The organism is Mumia sp. ZJ1417 (assembly GCF_014127285.1).
In the GTDB taxonomy this organism is placed as follows: Bacteria; Actinomycetota; Actinomycetes; order Propionibacteriales; family Nocardioidaceae; genus Mumia.
Map to the genome: position 1 here is coordinate 718,612 of NZ_CP059901.1, position 23,707 is coordinate 742,318.

26 protein-coding genes and 1 riboswitch are annotated in these 23,707 nt (G+C 71.4%); of the genes, 16 read left to right on the plus strand and 10 right to left on the minus strand.

Annotated elements, in window-relative coordinates; genetic code table 11:
* Window positions 1-25: 25 nt before the first annotated feature.
* Window positions 26-1,501 carry a trehalose-6-phosphate synthase gene (locus H4N58_RS03410; RefSeq protein WP_167001540.1) on the minus strand — a complete coding sequence of 492 codons (1,476 nt, stop codon included), beginning with the start codon at window positions 1,499-1,501 and terminating at the stop codon, window positions 26-28.
* A gap of 49 nt (window positions 1,502-1,550) precedes the next feature.
* Window positions 1,551-2,600, minus strand: a complete 1,050-nt coding sequence (locus H4N58_RS03415) for a Gfo/Idh/MocA family protein (protein ID WP_167249022.1) — start codon at window positions 2,598-2,600, stop codon at window positions 1,551-1,553.
* An 89-nt stretch (window positions 2,601-2,689) separates the two neighbouring features.
* Here H4N58_RS03415 and H4N58_RS03420 point away from each other — a divergent pair, with 89 nt between their 5' ends.
* The 3 genes from H4N58_RS03420 to H4N58_RS03430 all read left to right on the plus strand — a co-directional run bounded on the left by H4N58_RS03420 (window position 2,690) and on the right by H4N58_RS03430 (window position 5,209).
* The gene (locus H4N58_RS03420; RefSeq protein ID WP_167001542.1) at window positions 2,690-2,998 is read left to right on the plus strand and encodes a DUF3263 domain-containing protein; all 309 of its coding nucleotides are present in this window, start codon (window positions 2,690-2,692) and stop codon (window positions 2,996-2,998) included.
* Window positions 2,999-3,008: 10 nt separating this feature from the next.
* Window positions 3,009-3,512, plus strand: coding sequence for a LytR C-terminal domain-containing protein (locus H4N58_RS03425; protein WP_167249021.1), 504 nt, complete (start codon window positions 3,009-3,011; stop codon window positions 3,510-3,512).
* A 62-nt stretch (window positions 3,513-3,574) separates the two neighbouring features.
* Window positions 3,575-5,209 carry an alpha/beta-hydrolase family protein gene (locus tag H4N58_RS03430; protein ID WP_167001544.1) on the plus strand — a complete coding sequence of 545 codons (1,635 nt, stop codon included), beginning with the start codon at window positions 3,575-3,577 and terminating at the stop codon, window positions 5,207-5,209.
* 7 nt (window positions 5,210-5,216) lie between these two features.
* Here the strand turns inward: H4N58_RS03430 and H4N58_RS03435 are convergent, their stop codons facing one another.
* Window positions 5,217-5,906, minus strand: a complete 690-nt coding sequence (locus H4N58_RS03435) for a CPBP family intramembrane glutamic endopeptidase (protein WP_167249020.1) — start codon at window positions 5,904-5,906, stop codon at window positions 5,217-5,219.
* A gap of 64 nt (window positions 5,907-5,970) precedes the next feature.
* Here H4N58_RS03435 and otsB point away from each other — a divergent pair, with 64 nt between their 5' ends.
* The 4 genes from otsB (at window position 5,971) to H4N58_RS03455 (ending at window position 10,280) form a co-directional block, all read left to right on the plus strand.
* Window positions 5,971-6,819, plus strand: a complete 849-nt coding sequence (otsB, locus tag H4N58_RS03440; RefSeq protein ID WP_208322822.1) for a trehalose-phosphatase — start codon at window positions 5,971-5,973, stop codon at window positions 6,817-6,819.
* Complete coding sequence (locus H4N58_RS03445; protein ID WP_167249016.1) at window positions 6,803-8,464, plus strand: alpha/beta-hydrolase family protein; 1,662 nt, start codon at window positions 6,803-6,805, stop codon at window positions 8,462-8,464. Before otsB ends, H4N58_RS03445 begins: the two co-directional genes overlap by 17 nt.
* A 72-nt stretch (window positions 8,465-8,536) precedes the next feature.
* Window positions 8,537-8,678, plus strand: a riboswitch (SAM riboswitch).
* A 105-nt stretch (window positions 8,679-8,783) separates the two neighbouring features.
* On the plus strand, window positions 8,784-9,986 hold the full coding sequence (thrC, locus tag H4N58_RS03450; protein ID WP_347877920.1) for a threonine synthase: 1,203 nt from the start codon (window positions 8,784-8,786) through the stop codon (window positions 9,984-9,986).
* A gap of 15 nt (window positions 9,987-10,001) precedes the next feature.
* Window positions 10,002-10,280, plus strand: a complete 279-nt coding sequence (locus H4N58_RS03455) for a MoaD/ThiS family protein (protein WP_167001548.1) — start codon at window positions 10,002-10,004, stop codon at window positions 10,278-10,280.
* A gap of 21 nt (window positions 10,281-10,301) precedes the next feature.
* Here H4N58_RS03455 and H4N58_RS03460 read toward each other — a convergent pair whose 3' ends face one another.
* Window positions 10,302-11,249, minus strand: coding sequence for an EamA family transporter (locus H4N58_RS03460; RefSeq protein ID WP_182397139.1), 948 nt, complete (start codon window positions 11,247-11,249; stop codon window positions 10,302-10,304).
* 74 nt (window positions 11,250-11,323) lie between these two features.
* On the opposite strand from H4N58_RS03460, the gene H4N58_RS03465 reads away from it, so the two are divergent.
* Entirely contained in the window at window positions 11,324-12,256 is a 933-nt protein-coding gene (locus H4N58_RS03465; protein WP_167001549.1) for a LysR family transcriptional regulator, read from the plus strand.
* On the opposite strand, the gene H4N58_RS03470 is transcribed toward H4N58_RS03465, so the two are convergent.
* On the minus strand, window positions 12,246-12,719 hold the full coding sequence (locus tag H4N58_RS03470; RefSeq protein WP_167001550.1) for a dihydrofolate reductase family protein: 474 nt from the start codon (window positions 12,717-12,719) through the stop codon (window positions 12,246-12,248). The genes H4N58_RS03465 and H4N58_RS03470 overlap by 11 nt on opposite strands.
* 258 nt (window positions 12,720-12,977) lie before the next feature.
* Between H4N58_RS03470 and groL the strand changes: the two genes are divergently transcribed.
* Window positions 12,978-14,609, plus strand: a complete 1,632-nt coding sequence (gene groL, locus H4N58_RS03475) for a chaperonin GroEL (RefSeq protein WP_167001551.1) — start codon at window positions 12,978-12,980, stop codon at window positions 14,607-14,609.
* Between the two features lie 90 nt (window positions 14,610-14,699).
* Here groL and H4N58_RS03480 read toward each other — a convergent pair whose 3' ends face one another.
* Window positions 14,700-15,878, minus strand: a complete 1,179-nt coding sequence (locus H4N58_RS03480) for a hypothetical protein (RefSeq protein WP_167001552.1) — start codon at window positions 15,876-15,878, stop codon at window positions 14,700-14,702.
* On the minus strand, window positions 15,875-16,441 hold the full coding sequence (locus H4N58_RS03485; RefSeq protein WP_167249014.1) for a SigE family RNA polymerase sigma factor: 567 nt from the start codon (window positions 16,439-16,441) through the stop codon (window positions 15,875-15,877). The genes H4N58_RS03480 and H4N58_RS03485 overlap by 4 nt, the downstream gene beginning before the upstream one ends.
* 79 nt (window positions 16,442-16,520) lie before the next feature.
* Between H4N58_RS03485 and H4N58_RS03490 the strand changes: the two genes are divergently transcribed.
* Entirely contained in the window at window positions 16,521-17,183 is a 663-nt protein-coding gene (locus tag H4N58_RS03490; RefSeq protein ID WP_167001554.1) for an FMN-binding negative transcriptional regulator, read from the plus strand.
* On the opposite strand, the gene H4N58_RS03495 is transcribed toward H4N58_RS03490, so the two are convergent.
* Window positions 17,138-18,016 (minus strand): metallophosphoesterase, encoded by an 879-nt coding sequence (locus tag H4N58_RS03495; RefSeq protein ID WP_167249012.1) that lies wholly within the window; start codon window positions 18,014-18,016, stop codon window positions 17,138-17,140. The two genes, H4N58_RS03490 and H4N58_RS03495, sit on opposite strands and share 46 nt — an antisense overlap.
* Window positions 18,017-18,031: 15 nt before the next feature.
* Window positions 18,032-18,853: an N-acetylmuramoyl-L-alanine amidase gene (locus tag H4N58_RS03500; protein ID WP_167249010.1), complete on the minus strand. Its 822-nt coding sequence runs from the start codon at window positions 18,851-18,853 to the stop codon at window positions 18,032-18,034.
* A 79-nt stretch (window positions 18,854-18,932) separates the two neighbouring features.
* On the opposite strand from H4N58_RS03500, the gene H4N58_RS03505 reads away from it, so the two are divergent.
* The 3 genes from H4N58_RS03505 to H4N58_RS03510 all read left to right on the plus strand — a co-directional run bounded on the left by H4N58_RS03505 (window position 18,933) and on the right by H4N58_RS03510 (window position 19,645).
* On the plus strand, window positions 18,933-19,100 hold the full coding sequence (locus H4N58_RS03505; RefSeq protein WP_167249008.1) for a hypothetical protein: 168 nt from the start codon (window positions 18,933-18,935) through the stop codon (window positions 19,098-19,100).
* A gap of 38 nt (window positions 19,101-19,138) precedes the next feature.
* Window positions 19,139-19,273 carry a hypothetical protein gene (locus H4N58_RS20500; RefSeq protein ID WP_255490692.1) on the plus strand — a complete coding sequence of 45 codons (135 nt, stop codon included), beginning with the start codon at window positions 19,139-19,141 and terminating at the stop codon, window positions 19,271-19,273.
* A 180-nt stretch (window positions 19,274-19,453) separates the two neighbouring features.
* On the plus strand, window positions 19,454-19,645 hold the full coding sequence (locus H4N58_RS03510) for a hypothetical protein (protein WP_167249006.1): 192 nt from the start codon (window positions 19,454-19,456) through the stop codon (window positions 19,643-19,645).
* A gap of 54 nt (window positions 19,646-19,699) precedes the next feature.
* Here the strand turns inward: H4N58_RS03510 and H4N58_RS03515 are convergent, their stop codons facing one another.
* Window positions 19,700-20,965: an ArgE/DapE family deacylase gene (locus H4N58_RS03515; protein ID WP_167249004.1), complete on the minus strand. Its 1,266-nt coding sequence runs from the start codon at window positions 20,963-20,965 to the stop codon at window positions 19,700-19,702.
* A 56-nt stretch (window positions 20,966-21,021) separates the two neighbouring features.
* On the opposite strand from H4N58_RS03515, the gene H4N58_RS03520 reads away from it, so the two are divergent.
* From H4N58_RS03520 to H4N58_RS03530, 3 genes are read left to right on the plus strand one after another with little or no spacing between them, the layout of a single operon-like run.
* The gene (locus H4N58_RS03520; protein ID WP_167249002.1) at window positions 21,022-21,633 is read left to right on the plus strand and encodes an NTP transferase domain-containing protein; all 612 of its coding nucleotides are present in this window, start codon (window positions 21,022-21,024) and stop codon (window positions 21,631-21,633) included.
* A 9-nt stretch (window positions 21,634-21,642) separates the two neighbouring features.
* Window positions 21,643-22,527, plus strand: a complete 885-nt coding sequence (locus H4N58_RS03525) for a MoxR family ATPase (RefSeq protein ID WP_243845022.1) — start codon at window positions 21,643-21,645, stop codon at window positions 22,525-22,527.
* A gap of 3 nt (window positions 22,528-22,530) precedes the next feature.
* Window positions 22,531-23,628, plus strand: coding sequence for a VWA domain-containing protein (locus H4N58_RS03530; protein WP_167249000.1), 1,098 nt, complete (start codon window positions 22,531-22,533; stop codon window positions 23,626-23,628).
* The last annotated feature ends 79 nt before the right edge of the window (window positions 23,629-23,707 follow it).

Below are 23,707 nucleotides of genomic sequence, written 5' to 3' on the forward strand. Positions count from 1 at the left end.
CCAAAAGCGCGTCGGGCGGGATGCCTCAGTCGATGGGGCGGGTCCGCTTGCCGTGCGGCTCGCGGATCAGCTCGAGCTCCTCGAGGAAGCTCTGCGCCCACTTGTCGATGTCGTGCTCCATCACCTGGCGGCGCATGGCGCGCATCCGCTTGGCCTTCTCCTTGGGCGGATCGGTGATGGCCTTGAGCATCGTGGCCTTCATGCCGTTGATGTCGTACGGGTTGACCAGGTAGGCCTGCTTGAGCTCCGCGGCGGCCCCCGCGAACTCGCTCAGCACCAGCGCCCCGGTCTCCTCGTAGCGGCACGCGACGTACTCCTTGGCGACGAGGTTCATCCCGTCGCGCAGCGGCGTCACGACCATCACGTCGGCGGCACGGTAGAGGGCGGCCATCTCGCTGCGCGGGTAAGAGGAGTGCAGGTAGGTGATCGGCGGCTGTCCGATCCGGCCGACGTCGCCGTTGATGCGCCCGACGAGGCGGTCGATCTCGTCGCGCAGGCGGCGGTACTGGTCGACCCGCTCGCGCGACGGCGGCGCAACCTGGACGAACACGGCGTCGGCCGGATCGAGGAGCCCTTCCTGGGCGAGCTCGCCGAACGCACGCAAGCGTTGCGGCATGCCCTTGGTGTAGTCGAGGCGGTCCACGCCGAGCAGGACGAACTTGGGGTTGCCGAGGCTCTCGCGGATCTCGGCGGCCCGCGTCTGCGTCTCGGGCTGACGCGCCAGCTGCTCGAACGAGTGCGAGTCGATCGAGATCGGGAACGCCTTGGCGACGACCGTACGACCGTCCTCGAGATAGATGGTGTCGCGGTGCGTCTTGTTGCCGACGCGCAGGCGTACGAGGCGGACGAAGTTCTGGGCGGCCCCGGTCGTCTGGAAGCCGATCAGGTCCGCGCCGAGCAGGCCCTCGAGGATGCGTCGGCGCCACGGGAGCTGGGTGAAGAGCTCGGCCGGCGGGAACGGCACGTGCAGGAAGTAGCCGATCCGCAGGTCGGGACGCATCTCGCGCAGCATCTGCGGGACGAGCTGGAGCTGGTAGTCCTGGACCCACACCACGGCCGACGGCTCGGCGATCGCGGCGGCGTACTGGGCGAAGCGGCGGTTGACCGCGACATAGGAGTCCCACCACTCGCGGTGGAACTCCGGCGTCGCGATCACGTCGTGGTAGAGCGGCCAGAGGGTCGCGTTGGAGAAGCCCTCGTAGTACTCCTCGACCTCTTGCTCGTGGATCGGGATCGGCACCAGCTGCATGCCCTCGTGGTCGAACGGCGCCAGTTCCTCGTCAGCGGCGCCGGTCCACCCGATCCACGCGCCGCCCTGCTTGCGCAGCACGGGCTCGAGCGCGGTGACGAGCCCGCCAGGCGAGGTGCGCCACGTCGTCGACCCGTCCGGCAACTGCGCGCGATCGACAGGGAGACGGTTGGCTGCGACCACGAACGACGCGGACCCCTCGTGCCCTCGCAGGCTCTTGGTGACCGTGTCGGACCTGCGTACGTCGCTCATGGGATCGACCCTATCCGCGAACGGAGACGGAGTCAGCGGGCGGCGGACCTCAGCCCGTCGTCGAGCCCACCTGTGCGCGGATCTCGTCCATGATCGCGAGGATCTCGACGGTCTCGTCGAGCGGCAGCAGCGCAGACTCGGTGAGGCCCTCACGCAGGCAGCGGCCGACCTCGACGATCTCGTGGGCGTACCCCTCGCCGAGGACGGGCACCGTGATCTCGTCGGACTCCCAGTAGCGGGCGTACGTGAAGCCGCGCGGGTTGTTCATCCGGCCCGCGACCTCGATCCGTCCCCCGTCACCGGCGATCGACGCCCGCCCGTCGGACCAGGCGACCTGGGTCCACGACAGCGACGCCACGGCGCCGTCGTCGTACCGCAGCGTCGCGCCGCCGTTCAGGTCGACACCGGCGTCGCTGAGCGTCGCCGCGGCGCTGACGTGGGCAGGCTTGCCGAGGAAAAGGTAGGCGAACGTCAGCGGATAGATGCCGACGTCGAGCAGCGCGCTCGCTCCGAGGGTGGGGTCCCACAGGCGTGCCTTGTCGGTCGGGGCCACGAATCCGAGGTCGGCACGAACCTGGCGCACCTCCCCGCACGCGCCCTCGGCGACCATCTCACGCATCCGGACGATGTTCGGATTGAGGCGCATCCACATCGCCTCGGCGAAGAACAGTCCGCGTCTGCGCGCCTCGTCGACCAGGTGCTGCGCCGACGCGGCCTCGAGGGTGAGCGCCTTCTCGCACAGCACCGGCTTGCCGGCGTCGAAGCACGCGAGCACGTCCTCGGTGTGACGTCCGTGGGGCGTCGCGACGTACACGACGTCCACGTCGGGGTCGGCGAGGAGGCTCTCGTACGACCCGTAAGCACGCGGGCGGGTGTCGCCGGTCGTGTACTCGTCGGCGAACGCGCGGGCCGACGACAGCGAGCGCGAGCCGACGGCGTGCAGGACGGCATCGTCGAGCAGGGCGAGGTCCCGCGCGAACGAGTGGGCGATGTCGCCGGTGGCGAGGATGCCCCAGCGGGTCTCGACAGGCTCGACCGGCGAGGGGCCAGGCTCGACCGGCGAGGGGCCAGGCTCGACCGGCGAGGTGTCGGATGTCATGTCCGCCATCCTCGCGCCCGCGAACCGTGCGCGCCACGCCGGGAGGCAGCGAATGACACGGAGGTGATTCGCCCGCCTACGATGGACACATGGATGCCGCCACCGAGTCGCCGTCACCGACCGCGTCGTCGCGACCGGAGAAGGCCTCCGACCTCACCGAGCGTGAGCGGGCGATCCTGGCGTTCGAGCGGACCTGGTGGAAGTACGCCGGCATCAAGGAGCAGGCGATCCGCGCGGAGTTCGGACTGTCGGCCACCCGCTACTACCAGGTTCTCAACGCCCTGATCGACCGCGAGCCCGCGCTCGCGCACGACCCGCTGCTCGTGAAGCGGCTGCGGAGAATGCGCACGGCGCGTCGTCGCACCCGCTCGGCGCGGCGCCTGGACGCCGACGCGTAGGAGGCAAGCCGTGAACGAACGACGCCGGGTCACGCAGCGTACGAGGATCTCACCCCGAGCGGTCCCGTCGGTCGCCGTCGTCGGCGCGCTGGTCGTCCTCGCTCTCGCGACCCTCGGGCTGCTCGTGAGCAACGACCCCGAAGAGGCGCCCGCCGCAGCGCCCACCCCGACGGCGACGACCGCCGCGCCGACACCTGAACCGGTCGCCACCCCTGCCCCGACGGCGGCGGCCCCGACGACTGCCGAGGTCCCGCGCGCGTTCGTCGAGGTCTACAACAACTCGAAGGTCAGCGGCCTGGCCGACGCCACCGCGGCGCGTATCGAGGACGCCGGCTGGAAGGTCGTCGGCGTCGACAACTGGTACGGCAAGATCCCCGAGTCGACCGTCTACTACCCCAAGAAGCTCGAGGACCAGGCCAAGCGGCTCGCCGCCGACCTCAAGATCGACCGGGTCAAGCCGGCGATCGAGCCGATGAAGTTCGACCGTCTGACGCTCATCCTTACTGAGGGCTGAGTCTTACTGAGGGCTGAGTCTCACCGAGGGCTGACGCCACGGGGGCCACTACGCTCAGGCGCGTGCGCCGCCTCTCCCTCTACACGCTCCCTGGTGCGTACGGTGCCGTCCTCCTCGGGTGCCTGGCCTTCACGCCGTCGCTGCTGCCACGGCCCGCGGTGTTCCAGGGCCTCGTCGCCGGGGTGAGTTCGGCGCTCGGGTATGGGCTCGGGGTGCTCGCCGCGTACGTCTGGCGCGAGCTCGTCGATCGGGACACCCATCCGGCACAGCGCCGCTCTTGGGCGGTCTTCGCCGCGATCGCGACCGTGGCCGTCGCTGCCTCGCTGGTGGCCGGCCGGCTGTGGCAGGACGAGATCCGCGCGCTGATGGGCATGGACCGCGAGCCGTGGCCGTGGCTGCTGACCATCCCGCTGGCCTGGGCACTCGTCGCGCTGCTGCTCATCCAGCTCGGTCGCGGCCTTCGGTGGCTCTACCACAAGCTCGTCCGGCTGCTCGACCGTGCGCTGGGTGAGCGGGCCGCCAAGGCGCTCGGCCTCCTCGTCGTCGCCTGGCTCCTGGTCGGTGCGATCGACGGCGTGCTGTTCGACCGGTTGCGCGCCACGGCGGACGACGTCTTCTCGTACCGCAACACGATCACGCCGGACGGGGTCGAGCAGCCGACCAACCCGGAGCGCTCCGGGAGCCCGGACTCGCTGGTCGCCTGGGAGACACTCGGCCGTGAGGGCCGGGTGTTCGCCGCGTCAGGTCCACGGGCCGACGACATCGCGGCGTACACGGGCCGCCCTGCCCGCGAGCCGGTGCGGGTCTTCGCGGGACTGGAGTCGGGCGACGACTTCTCGCAGCGGGCGGCACTCGCCGTCGAGGACCTCGTGCGCGCGGGAGGGTTCGCGCGCCAGCGGCTCCTCGTCGTCACCACGACGGGCTCGGGGTGGGTGGAGGAGACGTCGGCGTCGAGCTTCGAGTACCTCGCGGACGGCGACTCCGCCGTGGTCGGCATGCAGTACTCGTCGTTCCCGTCGTGGATCTCCTACCTCGTCGACCAGGAGCAGGCGCAGAACTCCGGTCGTGAGCTGTTCGACGCGGTGTTCGCGCACTGGTCGGCGATGCCCGTCGACGCGCGTCCGGAGCTGTACGTGTTCGGGGAGAGCCTCGGGTCGTTCGGGGGAGAGGCCGCGTTCTCGGGCGCGTACGACGTCGCCAACCGCACAGACGGCGCGCTCTTCGTCGGGCCGCCGAGCTTCAACCCGTTGTGGAGCCGCTTCGTCGGCGACCGCGACGCAGGCACGCCGGAGGTGCTGCCGGTCTATCAGGACGGTCGTACGGTGCGGTTCGCGCGGCGTACCTCTGAACCGATCGCGCCTGCAGGCGAGCCGTGGGACGGCACTCGGGTCCTCTATCTCCAGCACGCGTCCGACCCCATCGTGTGGTGGAACACCCAGCTCCTCATGACCCGGCCGGACTGGCTGCGCGAGGAGCGCGGCCCGGAGGTGCTGCCGTCGGTGCAGTGGATCCCGCTCGTCACGTTCTGGCAGGTCACCGCCGACATGGCGCTCGGTACGGAGGTGCCGCCGGGGTACGGGCACAACTACGCGGGCGAGCACGTCGACGCGTGGGCGACGATCCTGCGGACGCCGGACTGGTCGACCGAGAAGTCGCAGCAGCTGCGCGCGCTGGTGACGCAGGACGAGCGACCGTAGCGCCGCCTCAGCGGGTCGCGACGTACGTAGCGATCGTGCCTGCGGCGTTCGCGGCCCAGTGCAGGCCCATCGGCGCGAGCAGGCTGCCGCTGCGCTCGCGGGCGTAGGCGAGCACGACCCCGGCCAGCGCGGTGCCGGAGACGATCGCGACCATGCCGGCGAAGGTGACCAGCGGCGAGGCGCCGAGGGTCTCCGACACGGCCTGGTTGCCGGCGAGCGCGGATGAGGCCGAGCCCAGGTGCCACAACCCGAACAGCAGCGAGGACACGACCGTCGCCGTACGGACGCCGCGGTCGCGCCGGACCATCGCCTGCACCACGCCGCGGAACACGAGCTCCTCGAGCACCACCGTGTGCAGCGGGATCACGAGCAGCACCCGTACGGCGAGGTCCGCGAGCGAGTCGGGGCTCCGGTCGTCCACGAGCAGGTCGTGCGTCGCGGGGACCACGAGGGCGACTGCGTAGACCAGCGCGAACCCGCCGGCGGAGGCCGCTGCCCATCGCGCGCCGGACCCGAGGTGGTCGCGCGCGAGGCCGAGGTCGTCGGCCGTCAGGAGGAGCCGCCGCGCGAGACCGAGGAAGACGAGGGTCGCCGCGACGGCGACGATCGTGGACACCGCGAGCGGCAGGACGGCGAGGAGCGCGCCGGTGACGACGATCGCGCCGACGACGACGGCGTACGAACGGCCCCGGGTCACGGGACCATCGTAGGGTTCACGACTCCCGCACCGCCGGCGTTGAACGCCTGGAAGGATGGGAAGCATGTCCCTCCCCGCGGTCCTCGAGCCGCATCCGCGCACCGACGCAGGCGCCTCGGCGCTGGCGTCGCTGCTGGCCGATCCCGAGCAGGCGATGCTCGCGTTCGACTTCGACGGCACGCTCGCCCCGATCGTCGACGACCCGGAGCACGCGCACGCGAGCGCCCGGTCCGTCGACGCGCTGGAACGGATCGGTCCGTGCGTCGGCAAGATCGCCGTCGTCACCGGACGGCCGGTCGAGACGGCGCTGCGGCTGGGCGGGTTCGCCGACCGCGAGGGACTGTCGCGGATGACGATCCTCGGTCAGTACGGCGCCGAGCGCTGGGACGCCGAGACGCGCGAGTCCTCCGTACCCCCACCGCCGGAGGCCGTCGCGCTCGTCCGCGCCGAGATCCCGGCGCTGCTCGCACGCCTGGGCATCGAAGAGGCTCGGCTCGAGGACAAAGGTCGGGCCGTCGTGGTCCACACGCGTGGCCTCGCCGACCCCGCATCGGCGCAGGACCTGCTGGCCGAGCCGCTCGCCGAGCTCGCCCGCCTCCACGGGTTGTCGGCCGAGCACGGTCGCTACGTCGTCGAGGTCCGCGACTCGTCCGTCGACAAGGGTGCGGCGCTGAGGGGCCTCGTCACCGAGACCGGCACGCGGACGATCGTGTACGCCGGCGACGACCTGGGCGACCTCCCTGCGTACGCGGCGCTGAAGAACATGCGGGCTCACGGCGCGGCCGAGGTCATGCTCATCGCCGTCGCCTCCGACGAGCAGCGTGCGCTCATGCCGCGCGCCGACCTCGTCGTCCACGGTCCCGAGGAGCTTGCCGGCTGGCTCGAGCGGCTCGCCGATGCGCTCGGCTGCTGAGCGGGCGGCCCGCGCGGTCGCGTCCTGGGTCTTGCGACGCAGCCCGGCCGGTCTCCTGCTCGCGGCGGCGTTCTTCTGGTTCTCTCTTCAGCCGTCGCTGCTCCCGCGGACGTGGGTGCTGCAAGGGGTGCTCAGCGGCCTCCTGACCGCGATCGGCTACGGGCTGGGTGCGCTGATCGGCCTGGTGGTCCGCACGGTCCTCGCGCGGGTGCGCCCCGGAGCGGTCGTCGTGCTGCGCAGCCGGCACATGCGCCTGTGGCTCCCCGCGCTCGCCGCCGTGGTCGTCGTCCTGACGTACGGCGAGAGCCTCGACCGTCAGGCGTGGACGTACGAGCGTCTGGGCGTCGACGAGCCCGGGTGGCCGCTGCTAGGAGTGCCGCTCGTGGCGGCGCTGGTGCTGCTCGTGGTCGTCGGCGTGGCGCTGGCGCTCCGCGCGGTCCGCAACGTGCTCGCGCGGCGGGGGCGTCGGTTCCTCGGCCCGGTGGTCGCGTCGGTCCTCGCGACGGTGCTGACGGCGGTGGTGGTGATCGCGGCGCTCAACACGTGGGCCTATCAGCGCACGATCGACGGGCTCAACAGCTCGATGTCCTTGTCGGACACCGTGCTCACCCCGTTCGACCCCGACCCGCCGCAGACCTCGTACGTGACGTCCGGTCCCGGCTCCGACGTCGCGTGGGACGGGCTCGGCGACCAGGGCCGTACGTTCCTCGGACGGCGGCCGTCGGCCGAGCGCATCACCGAGCTGACGGGGGAGCCGGCGGCCGAGCCGATCCGGCTGTACGTCGGGCGCGGCACCGCCGACAGCGTCGACGAGCGCGTCGACGTGCTGCTGGAGGAGATGGACCGTACGGACGCCTGGACGCGGAGCGTGGTCGTCGTGAACGTCCCGACGGGCACCGGCTGGATGAACGAGCAGCTGTTCGTGCCGCTCGAGTACTTCTACGACGGCGACTCCGCAGTGGTCGGCATCCAGTACTCCCACCTGCCGAGCCCGATCGCCTACCTCATGGAGCAGGACGCCGCGATCGTCACCGCGCGCGCGATGCTCGACGCCGTGCGTGAGCGGCTCGCCGCGGTCCCGGAGGCCGAGCGTCCGCTGCTGGTGGTCACCGGCGAGAGCCTCGGCGCGTACGGAGGGCAGGGTGCCTTCGCGGACCTCGACGCGATGACGGCGCAGGTCGACCGCGCCCTGTGGGTGGGGTCGCCCGCCTTCACCGAGCTTCGTCGGACGGCCGAGCGTGAGCGCGTCCGCGGCTCGCGGCAGGTCGCGCCGGTGGTCGGCGACGGCGGCACGATCCGCTTCGCGAACCGCATCAGCGACCTCGACGGCGCCTCGCCGCGCGTCACGTACCTGCAGAACGCGGACGACCCGATCGTCTGGTGGGAGCCGTCGCTGGCGTGGGGCGAGCCGGACTGGATGCAGGAGCGTCGCGACCCCGCGGTCTCCCCGTACCTGCGGTGGTGGCCCACGGGCACGTTCTTCGCGCTCGCGCTCGACATGGCGGGCGGCAACGATTTCGACGAGGGCAACGGTCACCTGTACGGGACGCAGCCGCTGGACGCCTGGCGAGCGATGCTGCCGCAGGCCGACTGGGACGACGAGCGCGTCGAGGCGCTGCGCGAGAGGCTGCGCGGGGTCCGCTGAGGTGCGGGGCCAGGGCTGTCCACATGGTGGAATGAGTGGACGGTATGTGAGACGGACACGTAGGCTGAACGCAGCTCATCACGAGGGGCGGAGGGACACGGCCCGACGAAGCCCCGGCAACCAGCTGACGTGAACTCGCGATCCCGCGAGGCCGCCGCCAGGCATGGTGCCAAGTCCGTCCTGTGGCGAAAGTCGCGTGCAGGGAAGATGACGAGGAGGCCTCGTGAGCGCGAGCACGCTGCAAAACCCTGACCGTACGACCGGCCCTTCGACGGGCTCAGGACAGCCTCGCGAGGGCGCCTTCGGCAACGCGACCGGCCTGGTGTGCCGCGCGTGCGGCGCCCACCAGGAGCTCGGTCCCCACTACGCCTGTCTCGAGTGTTTCGGCCCGCTCGAGGTGGCGTACGACTTCCCGGCGATCACCCGCGAGCAGATCGAGGCGGGGCCCAAGAGCATCTGGCGCTACCAGCCGCTGCTGCCGGTGCCGGCCGACATCGCCGCGATCCCCAACACCGATCCCGGCTTCACCCGCCTCGTGAAGGCCGACAACCTGGCCCGCGAGCTCGGCATCAAGACGCTGTGGATCAAGGACGACTCGGGCAACCCGACGCACTCCTTCAAGGACCGCGTCGTCGCCGTCGCACTGTCAGCGGCTCGCGAGCTCGGCCTGAAGGTCCTCGCGTGCCCCTCGACGGGCAACCTCGCCAACGCCGTCGCCGCGGCCGCCGCCCGCGCCGGCATCAAGAGCGTCGTCTTCATCCCGGAGAACCTCGAGCGGCCCAAGATCCTCACGACCGCGGTGTACGGCGGCACGCTGGTCGCCGTCCGCGGCAACTACGACGACGTCAACAAGCTCGCCAGCGAGATCGCCGGCGAGGAGGACGGGTGGGCGTTCGTCAACGTCAACGTCCGGCCCTACTACGCCGAGGGCTCCAAGACGCTGGCGTACGAGACCGCCGAGCAGCTCGGGTGGCGCATCCCGGAGCAGGTCGTCATCCCGGTCGCGTCCGGCTCGCAGCTCACCAAGGTCGACAAGGGTTTCACCGAGCTCGGCAAGCTCGGTCTCGTCGACGCGACGCCCTACAAGATCTTCGGCGCCCAGGCCACCGGCTGCTCGCCCGTCGCACAGGCGTTCCGCGAGGGCCACGACGTCGTCCGCCCGGTCAAGCCGGACACGATCGCCAAGTCGCTCGCGATCGGCAACCCCGCCGACGGTCCGTACGTGCTCGACACCTGCCGCCGTACGGGCGGTGCGGTCGAGGACGTCTCCGACGACGAGGTGCGCGACGGCATCCAGCTCCTCGCCCGTACGGAGGGCATCTTCGCGGAGACCGCCGGCGGCGTCACGATCGCGACGCTCAAGAAGCTCCTCGCGAGCGGGCAGCTCGACCCGGAGGCGGAGACGGTCGTCTTCAACACCGGCGACGGGCTCAAGACCCTCGATGCCATCGCGGACCGGGTCGGCCCGGCCGCGACCATCGACCCGACCTACACGGCGTTCACCGCCGCCAACCTCGTCTGATCCGAGAGGACACCCATGAGCGTCTCCGTCCGCATCCCGACGATCCTGCGCACCTACACCAAGGGTGACTCCGAGGTGAACGTCGACGGCGAGACCGTCGCCGCCGTCATCGACTCGCTCGAGGCCTCCTTCCCGGGGATCAAGGCGCGCGTGGTCGACGAGACCGGCGCGATCCGGCGGTTCGTGAACGTGTACGTCGGCACCGAGGACGTGCGCTTCGCCGAGGGCCTCGAGACCTCGGTCCCGGCCGGCCAGCAGGTCTCGATCATCCCGGCGGTCGCCGGCGGCTGCTGACCCCCAGACCCTCGAGGACGGTCAGGCCGTGGTCTTCGAGATCTCGGACGGCCCCAAGGGTCGCGAGGCGCGCGAAGTCGTCCCGGCTTGATCGCTTGTCGTCGTCTTGCGCCGGGTCGACCCGAGAAGGACACCGGCGATGACGACCGCCCCCGAGGCCAGCTCGAACGGGTGGAGGCGTTCCCCGAGGACGACGGCGCTCGTGCTCATGCCGACCACCGGGACGAGCATCGAGAACGGCGCGACCGTGCTCGACGGATAGCGGGTCATCAGCATCGTCCACAGCCCCGAGCCGACGACCGTGCCGATCACGATCGTGTAGGCGATACCGAGGACTGCTGGGAGCGCCTCGGCGGTGAACGCGGTCGTGATCGAGGTGCCGACGCGCCCGGGGCCCTCGACGAGCAGTGCCAGGGCGAGCATCGGGATCGGCGGGACGACCGACATCCAGAGGGTTAGGTGCAACGGGTTCGACGGACGGGCCTGCCGGTTCGCGAGGTTGCCGAAGGCCCATCCGAGGGCGCCGAGCAGGGTCAGTACGACGGGGAGGAGCGCCGCCGTCTGCGACCGGTGCCACGCGACTCCGGCGAGCCCGGCGATCGCGAGGAGGATCCCGAGGACCTGACGGCCGCTCAGGCGCTCGCGGAGCAGGACGCCGGCGAGGACGACGGTGAACGGGGCGGACGCCTGGAGGACCAGCGAGGCGAGCCCGGCAGGCATGCCGGCGTTCATCCCGGCGTAGAGGAAGACGAACTGCGCGATCCCGAACCCTGCCCCGTACCCGATCAGCCAGCGCAGCTCCACGTCCGGCCGCGGGACGAGCAGGATCGTCGGGATCGCCATCAGGCCGAACCGCAGCGCTACGCAGAACATCGGCGGGAAGTGCTCGAGCGAGGCGTGGATGGCGAGGAAGTTCAGCCCCCAGGTGACCGCGACGAGCACGGCGAGGGAACGGTCACGGGAGGTCACGCGTCCCAGCGTGCGGGCCTTCTTGGATGTAGCACAAGCGACTATTTCTCTTGTCACCTTGTAGCGTTGCTTCAATGAATGGAGACGGACTCGACGTCGACAAGCTCGCGGTTCTGCGCGAGCTCGCCGAGCGCGGGAGCATCACGGCGGTCGCCGCCGCGACGTACCGGACGCCGTCGGCGATCTCCCAGGCCCTCAAGGCGCTCGAGCGCGAGCTGGGGGCGGTGCTCGTCGAGCGCGACGGCCGCGGCGTACGGCTCACCGAGGCGGGCCACCTCCTGGCGGAGGGAGCCGTCGAGATCGCGCAGGTGGTGGCACGGACGCGGGCACGGTTCGAGGAGTTCCGTGGTGACGTGCGCGGCGAGGTCGCCGTGGCGGCGTTCCCGAGCGGCGCCGAGATGCTGCTCGCGCCGCTCGTCCCTCGTCTGGCCGCCCACGCGCCTGGCGTCACCGTACGGCTCAGCGACCTCGACCTCGCCGAGCACGACCTCGCGGCGGCGACCGCCGACCACGACGTCGTCATCGGCCACTCCGTCGTGGCGGTGCCCGACGCCCGTACGACGGGCCTGCACGTCACGCCGCTCCTGCGTGAGCCGCTCGACGTCGCCGTCGCGGAGGGCCACCGGCTCGCGACGCAGGAGCGGGTGCGCCCCGAGGACCTCGCCGGCGAGCCGTGGATCGGCGTGCCGGAGGGGCACCCGTTCGACCTGCTCCTCCCGATGCTCGCCGTCGACGGACAGGCGCCCCAGGTCGTCCAGCGGTTCCTCGACAACCACGTCGTCGCGGCGTTCGTCGCGTCGGGGCAGGGGATCGCGCTCCTCCCGCGCCTGTGGGCGACGGCGGCACAGCCGCGGGACGTCCGGCTGCTCGGGCTCGACGGTGTGCGAGCGGGCAGGCACGTCTTCGCGCTGGCGCGACCCGACCGTGCCGAGCGTGCAGCGGTCCGAACCGTGCTGAGTGACCTCGAGGTGGTGGCCGGCGAGCTCGCCGCGCGCGTCAGCCGATGACGCGCGCCCAGAGGTTCTGGATCTCGCCGGACGTCGAGCGGCTGATCCAGTCCAGCCTCACCGGGAGACCTTCGGGGGCGTCGAGGACCGGGGTGCCGGCGCCGACGAACCGGGGCACGACGTGCAGCATCACCTCGTCCAGCAGGCCCGCCTCCAGAAGACGCCTCGCGGTGACCGCACCGAGCACGACCACGTACTTGTCGCCGGCCGCCTCCGCCGCGACCGCGTAGGCGTCCTCGACCGTGCCGGTGACGAAGACGATCCCTTCGGCGGGAGGCTCGTCCGGGTCGTGGGTGTGCACGACGATCGGCCCCTCCCACGCACCGCCGTACGGGCGGGCCGTGAGCGCGTCGACGAGGGCGTTGTCGCCCATCGCGGGCTCGACGAGGAAGCCGATCTCCTCGTCGGGGCCCGTGATGAAGCCGTCGAGCGAGGCCGTGGAGTGGTAGAGCGAGGTCGCCATGGGCAGGTCCTTCGGTCGGGATCGGAGGGGGGACCGGCCGTCCCCGGGGAACTCATCGCGTGCCCCAGTCTTTGCACTCGCTGGGCCCGAGTGCTAGAAAGGGCGTTAGCACTCGTCTCGTACGAGTGCCAACGTACGAACGGGACAGGTCGATGAGGTTCGAAGGTCACGGCGAGAAGGGATCGCCGCGGACGCGGGCCGTCCGTCGCGGGCATCGCCCTGAACCATCCACCTCTACGCGGAGGAATCGCGGGAGATATGCCTAAGACCATTGCATTCAACGAGGAAGCCCGCCGCGGCCTCGAGCGAGGGATGAACGTCCTCGCCGACGCGGTGAAGGTGACCCTCGGCCCCAAGGGCCGCAACGTCGTCCTCGAGAAGAAGTGGGGCGCTCCGACCATCACCAACGATGGTGTGAGCATCGCCAAGGAGATCGAGCTCGAGGATCCCTACGAGAAGATCGGCGCCGAGCTCGTCAAGGAGGTCGCCAAGAAGACTGACGACGTCGCGGGCGACGGCACCACCACCGCCACAGTGCTCGCTCAGGCGCTCGTGCGCGAGGGCCTGCGCAACGTCGCGGCCGGCGCCAACCCGATCGCGCTCAAGCGTGGCATCGAGAAGGCCGTCGAGGCCGTCTCCGCCCAGCTGCTCTCGATGGCCAAGGACATCGAGACCAAGGAGCAGATCGCTTCGACGGCCGCGATCTCCGCTGCTGACCCCATCGTCGGCGAGATCATCGCCGAGGCGATGGACAAGGTCGGCAAGGAAGGCGTCATCACCGTCGAGGAGAGCAACACCTTCGGGCTCGAGCTCGAGCTCACCGAGGGCATGCGCTTCGACAAGGGCTACATCTCGCAGTACTTCTACACCGATCCTGAGCGCATGGAGGCGGTGCTGGACGACCCATACATCCTCATCGCGAACTCCAAGATCACTTCGGTCAAGGATCTCGTCCCCGTCCTCGAGAAGGTCATGCAGTCGGGCAAGCCCCTGCTGATCATCGCCGAGGACATCGAGGGCGAGGCGCTGGCCACCCTGATCGTCAACAAGGTCAAGGGCACCTTCAAGTCCGTCGCCGTCAAGGCTCCGGGCTTCGGTGACCGCCGCAAGGCCATGCTGACCGACATCGCGATCCTCACCGGTGGCGAGGTCATCAGCGAGGAGGTCGGTCTCAAGCTCGAGAACGCCGACATCTCGCTGCTCGGCACCGCGCGCAAGGTCGTCGTCACCAAGGACGAGACCACCATCGTCGACGGTGGCGGCTCGGAGGACCAGATCACCGGACGGGTCAACCAGATCCGTGCCGAGATCGAGAACTCCGACTCCGACTACGACCGCGAGAAGCTGCAGGAGCGCCTGGCGAAGCTCGCCGGCGGTGTTGCGGTCATCAAGGTCGGCGCGGCCACCGAGGTCGAGCTCAAGGAGCGCAAGCACCGCATCGAGGATGCCGTGCGCAACGCGAAGGCGGCCGTCGAGGAGGGCATCGTCGCCGGTGGCGGCGTGGCACTCGTCCAGGCCACCGCTGCGGCGTTCGAGAAGCTCGAGCTCGAGGGTGACGAGGCGACCGGCGCGGCCATCGTCAAGTCGGCCTCGACCGCTCCGCTCAAGCAGATCGCCGTGAACGCCGGCCTCGAGGGCGGCGTCGTGGCGGAGAAGGTTCAGGGGCTTCCCCTGGGTCACGGCCTCAACGCCGCGACCGGCGAGTACGTCGACCTCATCGCTGCAGGCATCCTCGACCCGGCCAAGGTGACCCGCTCGGCGCTGCAGAACGCAGCCTCGATCGCGGCGCTCTTCCTCACCACCGAGGCCGTCGTCGCCGACAAGCCCGAGAAGAACGCTCCGGCCATGCCGGGCGGCGACATGGGCGACATGGGCGGCATGGGCTTCTGATCTCAGAACCCACCGTCTGAGCTCGGCTCAGCACCACGCGGCGCCCCGTCGGTCCTCGGACCGGCGGGGCGCTGTCGCGTCACGTGGTCCTCAGAAGGTGCCCTCTCCGGGGAAGGACGCCTGGCGGATCTCGGTTGCCTGCACGTGGCACGGCAACGACTCCTCGCCCTCCTCGGGGACCTCGCAGTCGTACAAGGTCCAGCCCTTCCGCCCCTCTAGCTTCGTGAGCACCATCGGACTCCCGTCGGTGTCGAAGGAGACTTGGGGAATGTCGCGCCGATCCTCCTCGATCCGAAGCTCGGTGCGCTGCTTCGTCGCGACGTCCTCCACGACGACGGGATCGCCGGGGCGACCGTCCTGGTGCACCGAGTTCCCGGCGATCAGCCTCAGCCGCCCGTCAGGGGAGAGGTACTGCTGCTCGCCGTCGTGCTCGCCCTCCAGGCGTACGACCGCCCAACCGTCGAGACCGCCACCTGGTCCACCTCGGCCGAGCTCGCCCGGCCCGTAGGTCAGGATCGTTCGGCCGGCGACACCCGAGACCATCAGGTCGCCGGTCACCTCGGGTTCGAAGAACCCGGCGTCGGTCATCGTGTTCCAGATCCGGTACTCGGTGCCGGCGTCCGACCGCATCGCGATCACCACGATCCCGGTCGCGACACCGTGGATGACCCCGTCGCTCGCAGGTGTGTCGGTGTCGGACTTCTGGAGCGGGATACGTCGTCGTTGCTCCTTGCCGTCGACGAGGTCGTACACATGGACGGTCGTACGACCGTCGGCTCGGCTCGTCCAGGCGACCGTCGACGACGCCACGTCCGCGGCCAGGCTCGGGGACCAGTCGGGATCGTCGCTGACCAGGTCGCCGATCGGCGTCTCCTCTCCCTCTGGCGTCATCAGGTACGGCCGGCGGTCGTCGCCCAGATAGACGACTCCCTCGGGGGTGGCCACTGCCATGCCTTTGGGGCCGCCGTGGGTGCGCGTGTGCAGGGTGCCGTCCATCGCCACCTGCGTCGCTGCGGCGAGATAGACGTGGAGGCCGTCGGTCGGCTGTACGGCCAGCGGCGCCTGGTCGTCGGCGATCAGCGGTCGGACGAGGATGCTGCCGACGGCGATGGCCCCGGCGGCGGCCAAGGCCACGGCGGGGACGAGCATGCCGGCCCGCGGTCGAGAACGTGCAAGGTGGCGACGCGTGAGCGCCACCATGTCAGGCTCCGGTACGGGGCCAGAGGTGTGGTCGGCGACGGAGTCGCGGACGAGGGTCTCGAGGTTCATGCCGGGCTCCTGCCGAGGTCGATCGTGGATCGCGGGGTGTCGCCTTGGTCGGGACCTGGGTCGAGGCCGTGGCCGCGCGCGGCGAGCTCGGTGCGCAGCATCCGCATCGCCGCGCTCGTCCGGCTCTTGACCGTGCCCGGTGGGATATTGAGGACAGCGGCGACCTCGCGCTCGCTCAGGTCCTCGAAGTAGCGGAGAACGACGACGGCGCGCTGCTTGGCGGGGAGCCGTTGCAGACAGCGCCACACGATGTCGGAGGTTGCGACCGCGTCATCGTGTCCGCCGCTGGCTCGCTCGGGCACGTCCGGCACCGACCGCTCCACGTGGCGCCAGCGCCGGCGCCACCCGTCGCGCACCTCGTTGACGATCATGCGTCGCACGTACGCGTCGGGGCTGTCGGCGGCTCGGACTCGCTGCCATGCTGTGAACGCCTTCGCGAACGCGGACTGCACCACGTCCTCAGCGTCGTCGCGGTTGCCGGTCAAGGCGTGTGCGAGCCGGAACATCGGCGTCCAGCGCGCGGTGACGAACGCTTCAAAGGCGTCGCGCTCTTGGGGGGTCATGATCCTAGGGACGCTAGCGGGCGCAAGATCGGTTCACTCGCGTTCCGAGAAAGCTGCCGCAGGGTCGTACGGTGGCGAGGTGTACGTGCCCCGCTTCAACGCCCTCGACGACGACGCCGCGATCGACACGCTGATCCGTACGGTCGCTGCCGGCGATCTCGTGACCGCGGACGCCGACGGCATCCCGTACGCGACGCGGCTGCCGCTGGTCTGGCTGCGCGACGAGGACCGCGTGATCGCGCACATGGCGCTCGCGAACCCACACTGGCGCACCCTTGCCGACGATGCGCCCGCGCTGATCGTGGTCACGGGACCGCAGGCGTACGTGTCGCCGTCCTGGTATGCGGCCAAGGCCGAGCATGGACGTGTCGTCGCGACCTGGAACTACACGCGGGTCGAGCTGCGCGGCACGGTCCGTGTGCACCGCGATGCCTCATGGCTCCGCGACGCCGTCACCCGGCTGACCGATCTCCACGAGCAGCCGCGTGCGGAGCCGTGGGCGGTGACGGATGCGCCCGAGCCGTTCGTCGAGGGGCAGCTGCGGGGGATCGTCGGGATCGAGATCGCGGTCACCTCTGTCGAGGCCAAGGCCAAGCTCAGCCAGAACCGTTCGGCCGCCGATCAGGCCGGGGTGATCGCCGGGATGCGGGCAGAGGGTGGTGCCGAGCCGCGCGCGGTCGCCGACGCGATGTCAGCTCACTCCTCGTCGACGTCGGCCCACGACACGGCATCGACCAGGTAGACGAGCTCGCCCGCGCGCGGCTCCCGCGCCTGCAGCACGTGGAAAGCCGGCGAGAACGGCCCCCCGAGGTCGACCACCGTGGCTCCGGCACCGAGCACGGCGCGCGTGCGCGACGGCGGTGCGGTGAGGTCGATGCGGGTCACCACACCCGGGGTCACCCAGACGGGGACCCCGCGCATCGTGCCCGACAGCTGGTGGTGGAAGTGCCCGCACAGCACCGCCTGGACGTCTGTCCCTGCGACCGCGTCGGCCAAAAGGTCGCGATCGTGCAGCCCGACGTCCTTCATGATCAGCGACGAGTCGAGGGAGAGCGGGGGATGGTGGAGCGCGACGATCGTCCCGTACGGCGCGGGCGTCGCGAGCTGGCCCCGCAGCCACGCGAGCTCGCCGCCGCTCAGCTCGCCGTGGACGGCGCCGGGCACGAGGCTGTCGAGCGTGATCACCCGCAGGCCGCCGACGTCGCTCACGGCGGCGCGCTTGCCGGCTGAGGCGCCGGCGAGCCGCCCCACGTCGCGTCCGTCGGCGTCGAGGTGCCCCGAGCCGAGCGCCCGCGTGAACGCACCGCGGTCGTCGTGGTTTCCGGTCGTGTAGACGTGCGGGATGCCGCGCTCCGCGGCGAACGCGCCCACCATCTCGCGGACGGCGACGCATCCTTCGTACGAGCCGTCGTCAGCGATGTCGCCCGTCACGAGGACGAGGTCGAGGGCGGGGACGTGGCGTGCGTCGTGGAGCAGCCCTTCGAGCGCGGTGACCGCGTCGACACCGTCCTCGTCAGGACCGGTACGGCTCACGTGGGTGTCGGAGAGGTGGAGGAGGCGATGCGTGGTCGGCACCCCACGCAGCCTAGGTCACCGAAGGTGCTCGACGGCCGCCGTCATGAGTGCCCGGGCGTAGCGGCGCTGCCCGGCCGCCGAGCGCATCGTGCGGGCGTCGCGGCGGTTGCGCATGTTGCCCAGCTCGACCATCACGGTTGGGATCCGGCTGAGGTTGAGGGTGCCGAGATCGCCGCGACGCACCAGACCACGACCGCCGGCCGTGTACGTCGAGCGGTGGAAGCCACGCTGCTCGAGCGCCGCGCGCACCTCGCGGCCGAACCGGGCGGAGCGTACGACCGCGCCGCGACGCTTCGTGGTGATCACGTGGAACCCGCGTCCCGACCGGGTCGCACCGTCGCCGTGGATGCTGATCTTGAGGTCGGCGGCTCGTTCGCGTCCGCGGTAGCCCGCGTTGCCGAGCTTGCCGCGGACGTCGACGCACGGCCCCCACAGGCGCCGGCTGTTGCGGCTTCGGGTCATGACGACCGTCGCGCCCAGCGCCTCCAGCTGTGAACGGAGCCGGACGGCGACGCGCCAGGTGAACGTCGCCTCGGGATATCCGGAGGCCGTCGCGGTGCCCGTGGTGTTGCAGGCCTTGCGCAGACCGCCCGCGTTCACCTGCCGGTTGATCTTGCGCGGGAACCGGGAGTTGCCGAGCTGATGGCCGGGGTCGATCACGATCGTCCGGCCCGCAAGCGGTGCAGCGGCGGCGGCCGGGACGACGGTCGAGGCGGCCGGGACGATGGCCGCGCCGATCTGGACGCTCGCCGTCGGTCTCGTCTGCGGAGCCTGGGCAGGAGCTGCGACGAGGGCAGCGCCGACGCAGGCGACCACGAACGCGGGCGAGAAGCGCATCCTGGGAGGCTACCCGGATCGCGAGGTCGCCGTCGCGCGTGCCGTCGGGGTTCCCGCCGACCAGCTCTCGGCTGTCCCCGTGCTGACGGCGTTCCTCGTGGCCTATCCACTGACTGCGCTGTTCTTCTCCGGCCTCGGAGTGCTCGACGCGGCGTTCCTGATCTGGCGCGTGATCTCGTTGGGTGTCCCGCTCGTCCTCGGGGCTCTGTCGCTCATCGCCTGGAAGATCGAGCTCGCCCGACGCTGAGACTGCCCACGTTGCGCGCAGCCCCGTACGCTGAGCACATGCTGTGGCTGTTGATCATCATCGGGATCGTCGTCCTTGCCTACGTCTATCGCGTCCAGCTCCTGTCGAGGGTGCTCGGGCAGGACGAGGCTCGCGTGCGCCGGATGCTCGAGCGTCGTAAGGGCGACCGCTAGTCCTCATGGGGGCCTCCGGTCTCGCCGCGGGGATCTTGGTGGTCCTCGCGCTCCTCGGGCTGGTCGCGCTCGCCGCCGTCGGCCTCGCCCTCGTCGTCGCCGGTGTGCTCGCGCGCCAGCGCCGCGGCTCCACACCCCTGCTCTGGGCGGGCGGGGGTGTGCTCGTCGCCGTGGCAGTCCGTGACCGACGTCGATACGGCGACGCTGTGGGCCGACGCGCTGGGCGCACGCCCGATCGGCCTCGACACCGCGGCGGGCACCCGCTGGTCGGACGCGGTCCTCGCGGGCGGGCTCGAGGCCGAGCTCTCGCTGCAGCCGCTCGGTGCCGGGGCGCAGTCGCGGCCGTTCCTGTCGATCGAGCTCACCTCCTGACGGCGCTCAGCCGCACATGCGCTCAGCCGCACATGCGCTCAGCCGCACATGCGCTCAGCCGCACATGCGCAGTGCCGTGAGCGCGTACGCCCTCGCGCAGCCCACCACGTCGGCGGTCTCGACGTGCTCGTCGACCGCGTGCGCGTCGCCGATGCTGCCCGGCCCGTACTGGAGCGTCGGGACGCCCGCGGCCGCATAGTGCCGCAGGTCTGAGCCGTACGGGGCACCGATCGCCACCGGCCGCGGGGCGCCCGCCTCGGCTGCCGCCTCGCACACCACGTCGAGCAGCTCGTGGTCGTCGGGGAGCCGCCCCGGGGCGAACACGCCGCCGGGGAACGTCACCTCGACAGGGTGGTCGCGCAGCCACAGGTCCGCACGAGACGCCTCGCCGACGGCCGCGATCAGGGCCGCACGTGCATCCGCCACGGACTCGCCCGGGCGTACCCCGTACCGGCCTTCGGCGATGCAGAGGTCCGGCACGGTGCTCGCCCAGTCGCCGGCGTGGACGGTGCCGATCGAGAGCGGGTACGGGATCACGAGGTGCGCGAACCGCTCGCCGGGATCGACGTTGCGCGCACGCTCGAGCTCTCGCAGCGCCTCCCGTACGGTGTCGAAGGCGTCGAGGACACTGATCCCGCTCGACCGCATCGAGCCGTGCGCCGCGCGTCCGCGGACGACGAGCCGGAAGGTCAGCGACCCCGCGTTGTCGGTGACGACCTGCCGGGCGGTCGGCTCCCCGATCACGCAGGCGTCCGCGGTGTGTCCACGTCGCAGCGTCGCGTACGCGCCGAGGCCGCCGTCCTCCTCGCCGATGACGGCGTGGATCGCGAGCGGACGGGCGAGCGTGACTCCCGAGGCGCGCAGCGCCTGGACCGCGCCGAAGAGGGCGGCGACGCCGCCGAGCATGTCGCACACGCCGCGTCCGTACCAGCGGCCGTTGCGCTCGCGGACGGTGAACGGGTCGTTGTCGGCCCACAGAAACGGGTCGCCCGCCGGCACCACGTCGAGGTGTCCGTTGAGGGCGAGCGCGGGGACGTCGCCGGAGCCGGAGCCGAAGATCCCGACGGTTCCCCAGGCCTCCGACCGCTCGACCTCCATCCCCGGGAACTCGGGCTCCTGGCGAAGGACCGGCAGGTCGATCTCCCAGTGGTCCACGTCGGCCCCCAGGCGGGCGAGGCGGTCGGCCGCCCAGTGGCTGGCGGCGATCTCGCCGACGGTGCCGTCGACAGGCGCCAGGGCCACGAGCTCCGCGAGGTCGGCCGCGATGGCGTCCTCATCGAGATGGGCGAGGACGGTGGCGGCGTCGGGGACAGCAGTCACGCCACCAGTGTGCGTCACCGGTTCGCCGCCGGGTCCAGGTGGCAGGATCTGGCGACATGACGACGCGCGCACGGGTGACGGGAGTGGTCCTCGCCGCCGGCCAGGGCAGGCGGATGGGCATGCCGAAGGCCCTCGTCGACGCGGGGGACGGCTCGACCTGGCTGGCTCGGACCGTACGGGAGATCGCGGCCGCTGGGTGCACCGACCTCCTGGTCGTCGTCGGTGCCGAGGAGCGGCGGGTCCGGGCCTCGTACGAGGGACCGCCCGTGTCGTTCGTCCTCGCGCAGGACTGGGCTTCGGGGATGGGGGCGTCGCTGCGGGTGGGTCTCGAGGCGTTGGCGGCCGAGGCGGGCGAGAGGGCTGACGCGGCGCTGATCATGCTCGTCGACCTGCCGGACGTCGGCGCACCGGTCGTACGCCGGGTGCTCGACCACGCCGACGGCGCCGGCGCCGCACAGGACGTGCTTGCGCGGGCGACGTACGACGGACGCCCCGGCCATCCCGTGCTCGTCGGGCGTGGGCACTGGGCGGCGATGGCGGCGACGCTGTCGGGAGACGAAGGCGGTCGCCGCTACCTCGACGCGCACGGCGCGACCGCGATCGAGTGCGGCGACCTCGCGGCCGGGCGAGATCAGGACACGCCGCCCGGCACCTCAGGACCGGCATAGGCTGAGCGCGTGAAGCAGCCGCAGACCAGCGACGACCTCGTCCGCGACCTCGACGGGGTCGGCTATCTCGCCGACGACGGGCTCGCGACCATCGCGTACCTGTCGCTCGCGATGCGCCGACCACTCCTCCTCGAAGGCGAGCCGGGGACGGGCAAGACCGCATTGGCGGAGGCGCTCGCGGCCGCGTACGAGGTCCCGCTGATCCGCCTGCAGTGCTACGAGGGGATCGACGCGACCCAGGCGCTGTACGACTGGGACTTCCCGCGCCAGATCCTCCACCTGCGGACCGTCGAGGCGACCACCGATCCGGGCCGACCGGTCGACGCCGATGCGGTGGAGCAGTCGCTGTTCGACGAGCGGTTCCTCCTGGCGCGCCCGATCCTGCGGGCGCTGCGCGAGGCGCCGGCGGTGCTGCTCGTCGACGAGATCGATCGCGCCGACGACGAGTTCGAGGCGTTCCTGCTCGAGGTCCTGTCGACAAACCAGGTCACGATCCCCGAGCTCGGGACCATCCGCGCCGTGGAGCCGCCGATCGTCGTCCTGACCTCCAACCGCACGCGCGAGCTCCACGACGCGCTCAAGCGACGTTGCCTCTATCACTGGATCGAGCACCCGGGCATGGCCCGCGAGGTCGAGATCGTCCGGACCCGGATGCCGGAGGTCTCGCAGCGACTGGCCGAGCAGGTGGTCGGGGTCGTGCAGGAGCTGCGTGCCCGTGGTGACCTGCTCAAGCCGCCGGGCGTGGCGGAGACGCTCGACTGGACGGCCGCGCTCGACCGTCTCGGCCGTGACGAGCTCGACCTCATGACTGCCGCCGCGACGATCGGCGCCGTCTGCAAGTACCGCGAGGACATCGACCGCGTCCGCGAGGCGCTCTCGACGATGCTGGCCTGACCCGTGGCGGACGTCGCGATCTTCGTCGGCTTCGCCCACGCCCTGCGCGAGGCGGGCCTCGGCGTGACGCCCGACCGTACGCAGGCGTTCGTCGAGGCCGTGTCGCTGCTCGGTCCCGAGCGTCGTCACGACGTCTACTGGGCGGGGCGTGCGACGTTGTGCGCGGAGCCCGACGACCTCGGGGTGTACGACCAGGTGTTCGCGGCGTGGTTCAGTCCCGACGAGCCGCGCCTGCGAACGAGGACACAGCCGCCGCCCCGCGTCGTGGTCCAGGCCGGGCTCGACGAGGGCGACGACGGCGGTGTCGGCGCGAGCGACGACACGCAGGAGGTCGCGATGATCGCGAGCCGCGCGGAGACGCTGCGACACCGCGACGTCGCCTCGCTGTCGCCGACGGAGCGTGCCGAGGTGGCGCGGATGTTCGACCGGCTCGAGGTACGGGTGCCGCTGCGCCGCAGCCCGCGCCGTACGCCTCACCGCCGCGGCGACCTCGACCCCACCCGTACACTGCGCGACCAGCTCCGACGGGCGGGGGAGCCGGGGCCGTTGCGGTTCCGGGCGCCGCGGCGCCGTCCGCGGCGGGTCGTGCTGCTGATCGACGTCTCCGGATCGATGAGTGCGTACGCGGACAGCCTGCTGCGGCTCGCGCACCGCCTGGTCAGCGTGTCCCCGCGGGACGTCGAGGTCTTCACGCTCGGTACGCGGCTGACGCGGGTCACGGCGGCGATGCGGCTGCGCGACCCCGAGGACGCACTCGCCGCGGCAGGGGCGACGGTGCCCGACTGGTCTGGCGGCACGCGGCTCGGTGAGGTGCTGCGGGCGTTCGCCGATCGCTGGGGGCAGCGGGGCATGGCGCGGGGCGCGGTCGTCGTGATCGCGTCGGACGGCTGGGAGCGGGGAGACCCGGTGCTCCTCGGGGCCCAGGTCGAGCGCCTGCGCCGGTTGGCGTACCGGGTCCTGTGGGCCAATCCCCACCGTGGGCGACCCGGCTATGCGCCCGTGCAGGGCGGGATCGCCGCGGTCCATCCGCACCTCGACGCGCTCGTCGCCGGTCACTCGCTGGCCGCGTTCCAGGCCCTTCTCGACGAGGTCGGGCGCTGAGGGTCGCCGCGGTGTGCCTCCAGCACGGCGTGCGACCTGCCGGCGCAGCCACTCCGTACGGCCAGAACGTAGTCTGGAT

Bases quoted from the DNA above. Each gene is read 5' to 3' on its own strand.
- H4N58_RS03470 (WP_167001550.1), bottom strand. From the start codon at position 12,719: ATGGCGACCTCGCTCTACCACTCCACGGCCTCGCTCGACGGCTTCATC.
- H4N58_RS03465 (WP_167001549.1), top strand. From the start codon at position 11,324: ATGAATGGAGACGGACTCGACGTCGACAAGCTCGCGGTTCTGCGCGAG.
- H4N58_RS03485 (WP_167249014.1), bottom strand. From the start codon at position 16,441: ATGACCCCCCAAGAGCGCGACGCCTTTGAAGCGTTCGTCACCGCGCGC.
- H4N58_RS03445 (WP_167249016.1), top strand. From the start codon at position 6,803: ATGCGCTCGGCTGCTGAGCGGGCGGCCCGCGCGGTCGCGTCCTGGGTC.
- H4N58_RS03455 (WP_167001548.1), top strand. From the start codon at position 10,002: ATGAGCGTCTCCGTCCGCATCCCGACGATCCTGCGCACCTACACCAAG.
- H4N58_RS03415 (WP_167249022.1), bottom strand. From the start codon at position 2,600: ATGACATCCGACACCTCGCCGGTCGAGCCTGGCCCCTCGCCGGTCGAG.
- H4N58_RS20500 (WP_255490692.1), top strand. From the start codon at position 19,139: ATGCTGTGGCTGTTGATCATCATCGGGATCGTCGTCCTTGCCTACGTC.
- H4N58_RS03500 (WP_167249010.1), bottom strand. From the start codon at position 18,853: ATGCGCTTCTCGCCCGCGTTCGTGGTCGCCTGCGTCGGCGCTGCCCTC.
- otsB (WP_208322822.1), top strand. From the start codon at position 5,971: ATGTCCCTCCCCGCGGTCCTCGAGCCGCATCCGCGCACCGACGCAGGC.
- groL (WP_167001551.1), top strand. From the start codon at position 12,978: ATGCCTAAGACCATTGCATTCAACGAGGAAGCCCGCCGCGGCCTCGAG.
- H4N58_RS03420 (WP_167001542.1), top strand. From the start codon at position 2,690: ATGGATGCCGCCACCGAGTCGCCGTCACCGACCGCGTCGTCGCGACCG.
- H4N58_RS03520 (WP_167249002.1), top strand. From the start codon at position 21,022: ATGACGACGCGCGCACGGGTGACGGGAGTGGTCCTCGCCGCCGGCCAG.
- H4N58_RS03410 (WP_167001540.1), bottom strand. From the start codon at position 1,501: ATGAGCGACGTACGCAGGTCCGACACGGTCACCAAGAGCCTGCGAGGG.
- H4N58_RS03480 (WP_167001552.1), bottom strand. From the start codon at position 15,878: ATGAACCTCGAGACCCTCGTCCGCGACTCCGTCGCCGACCACACCTCT.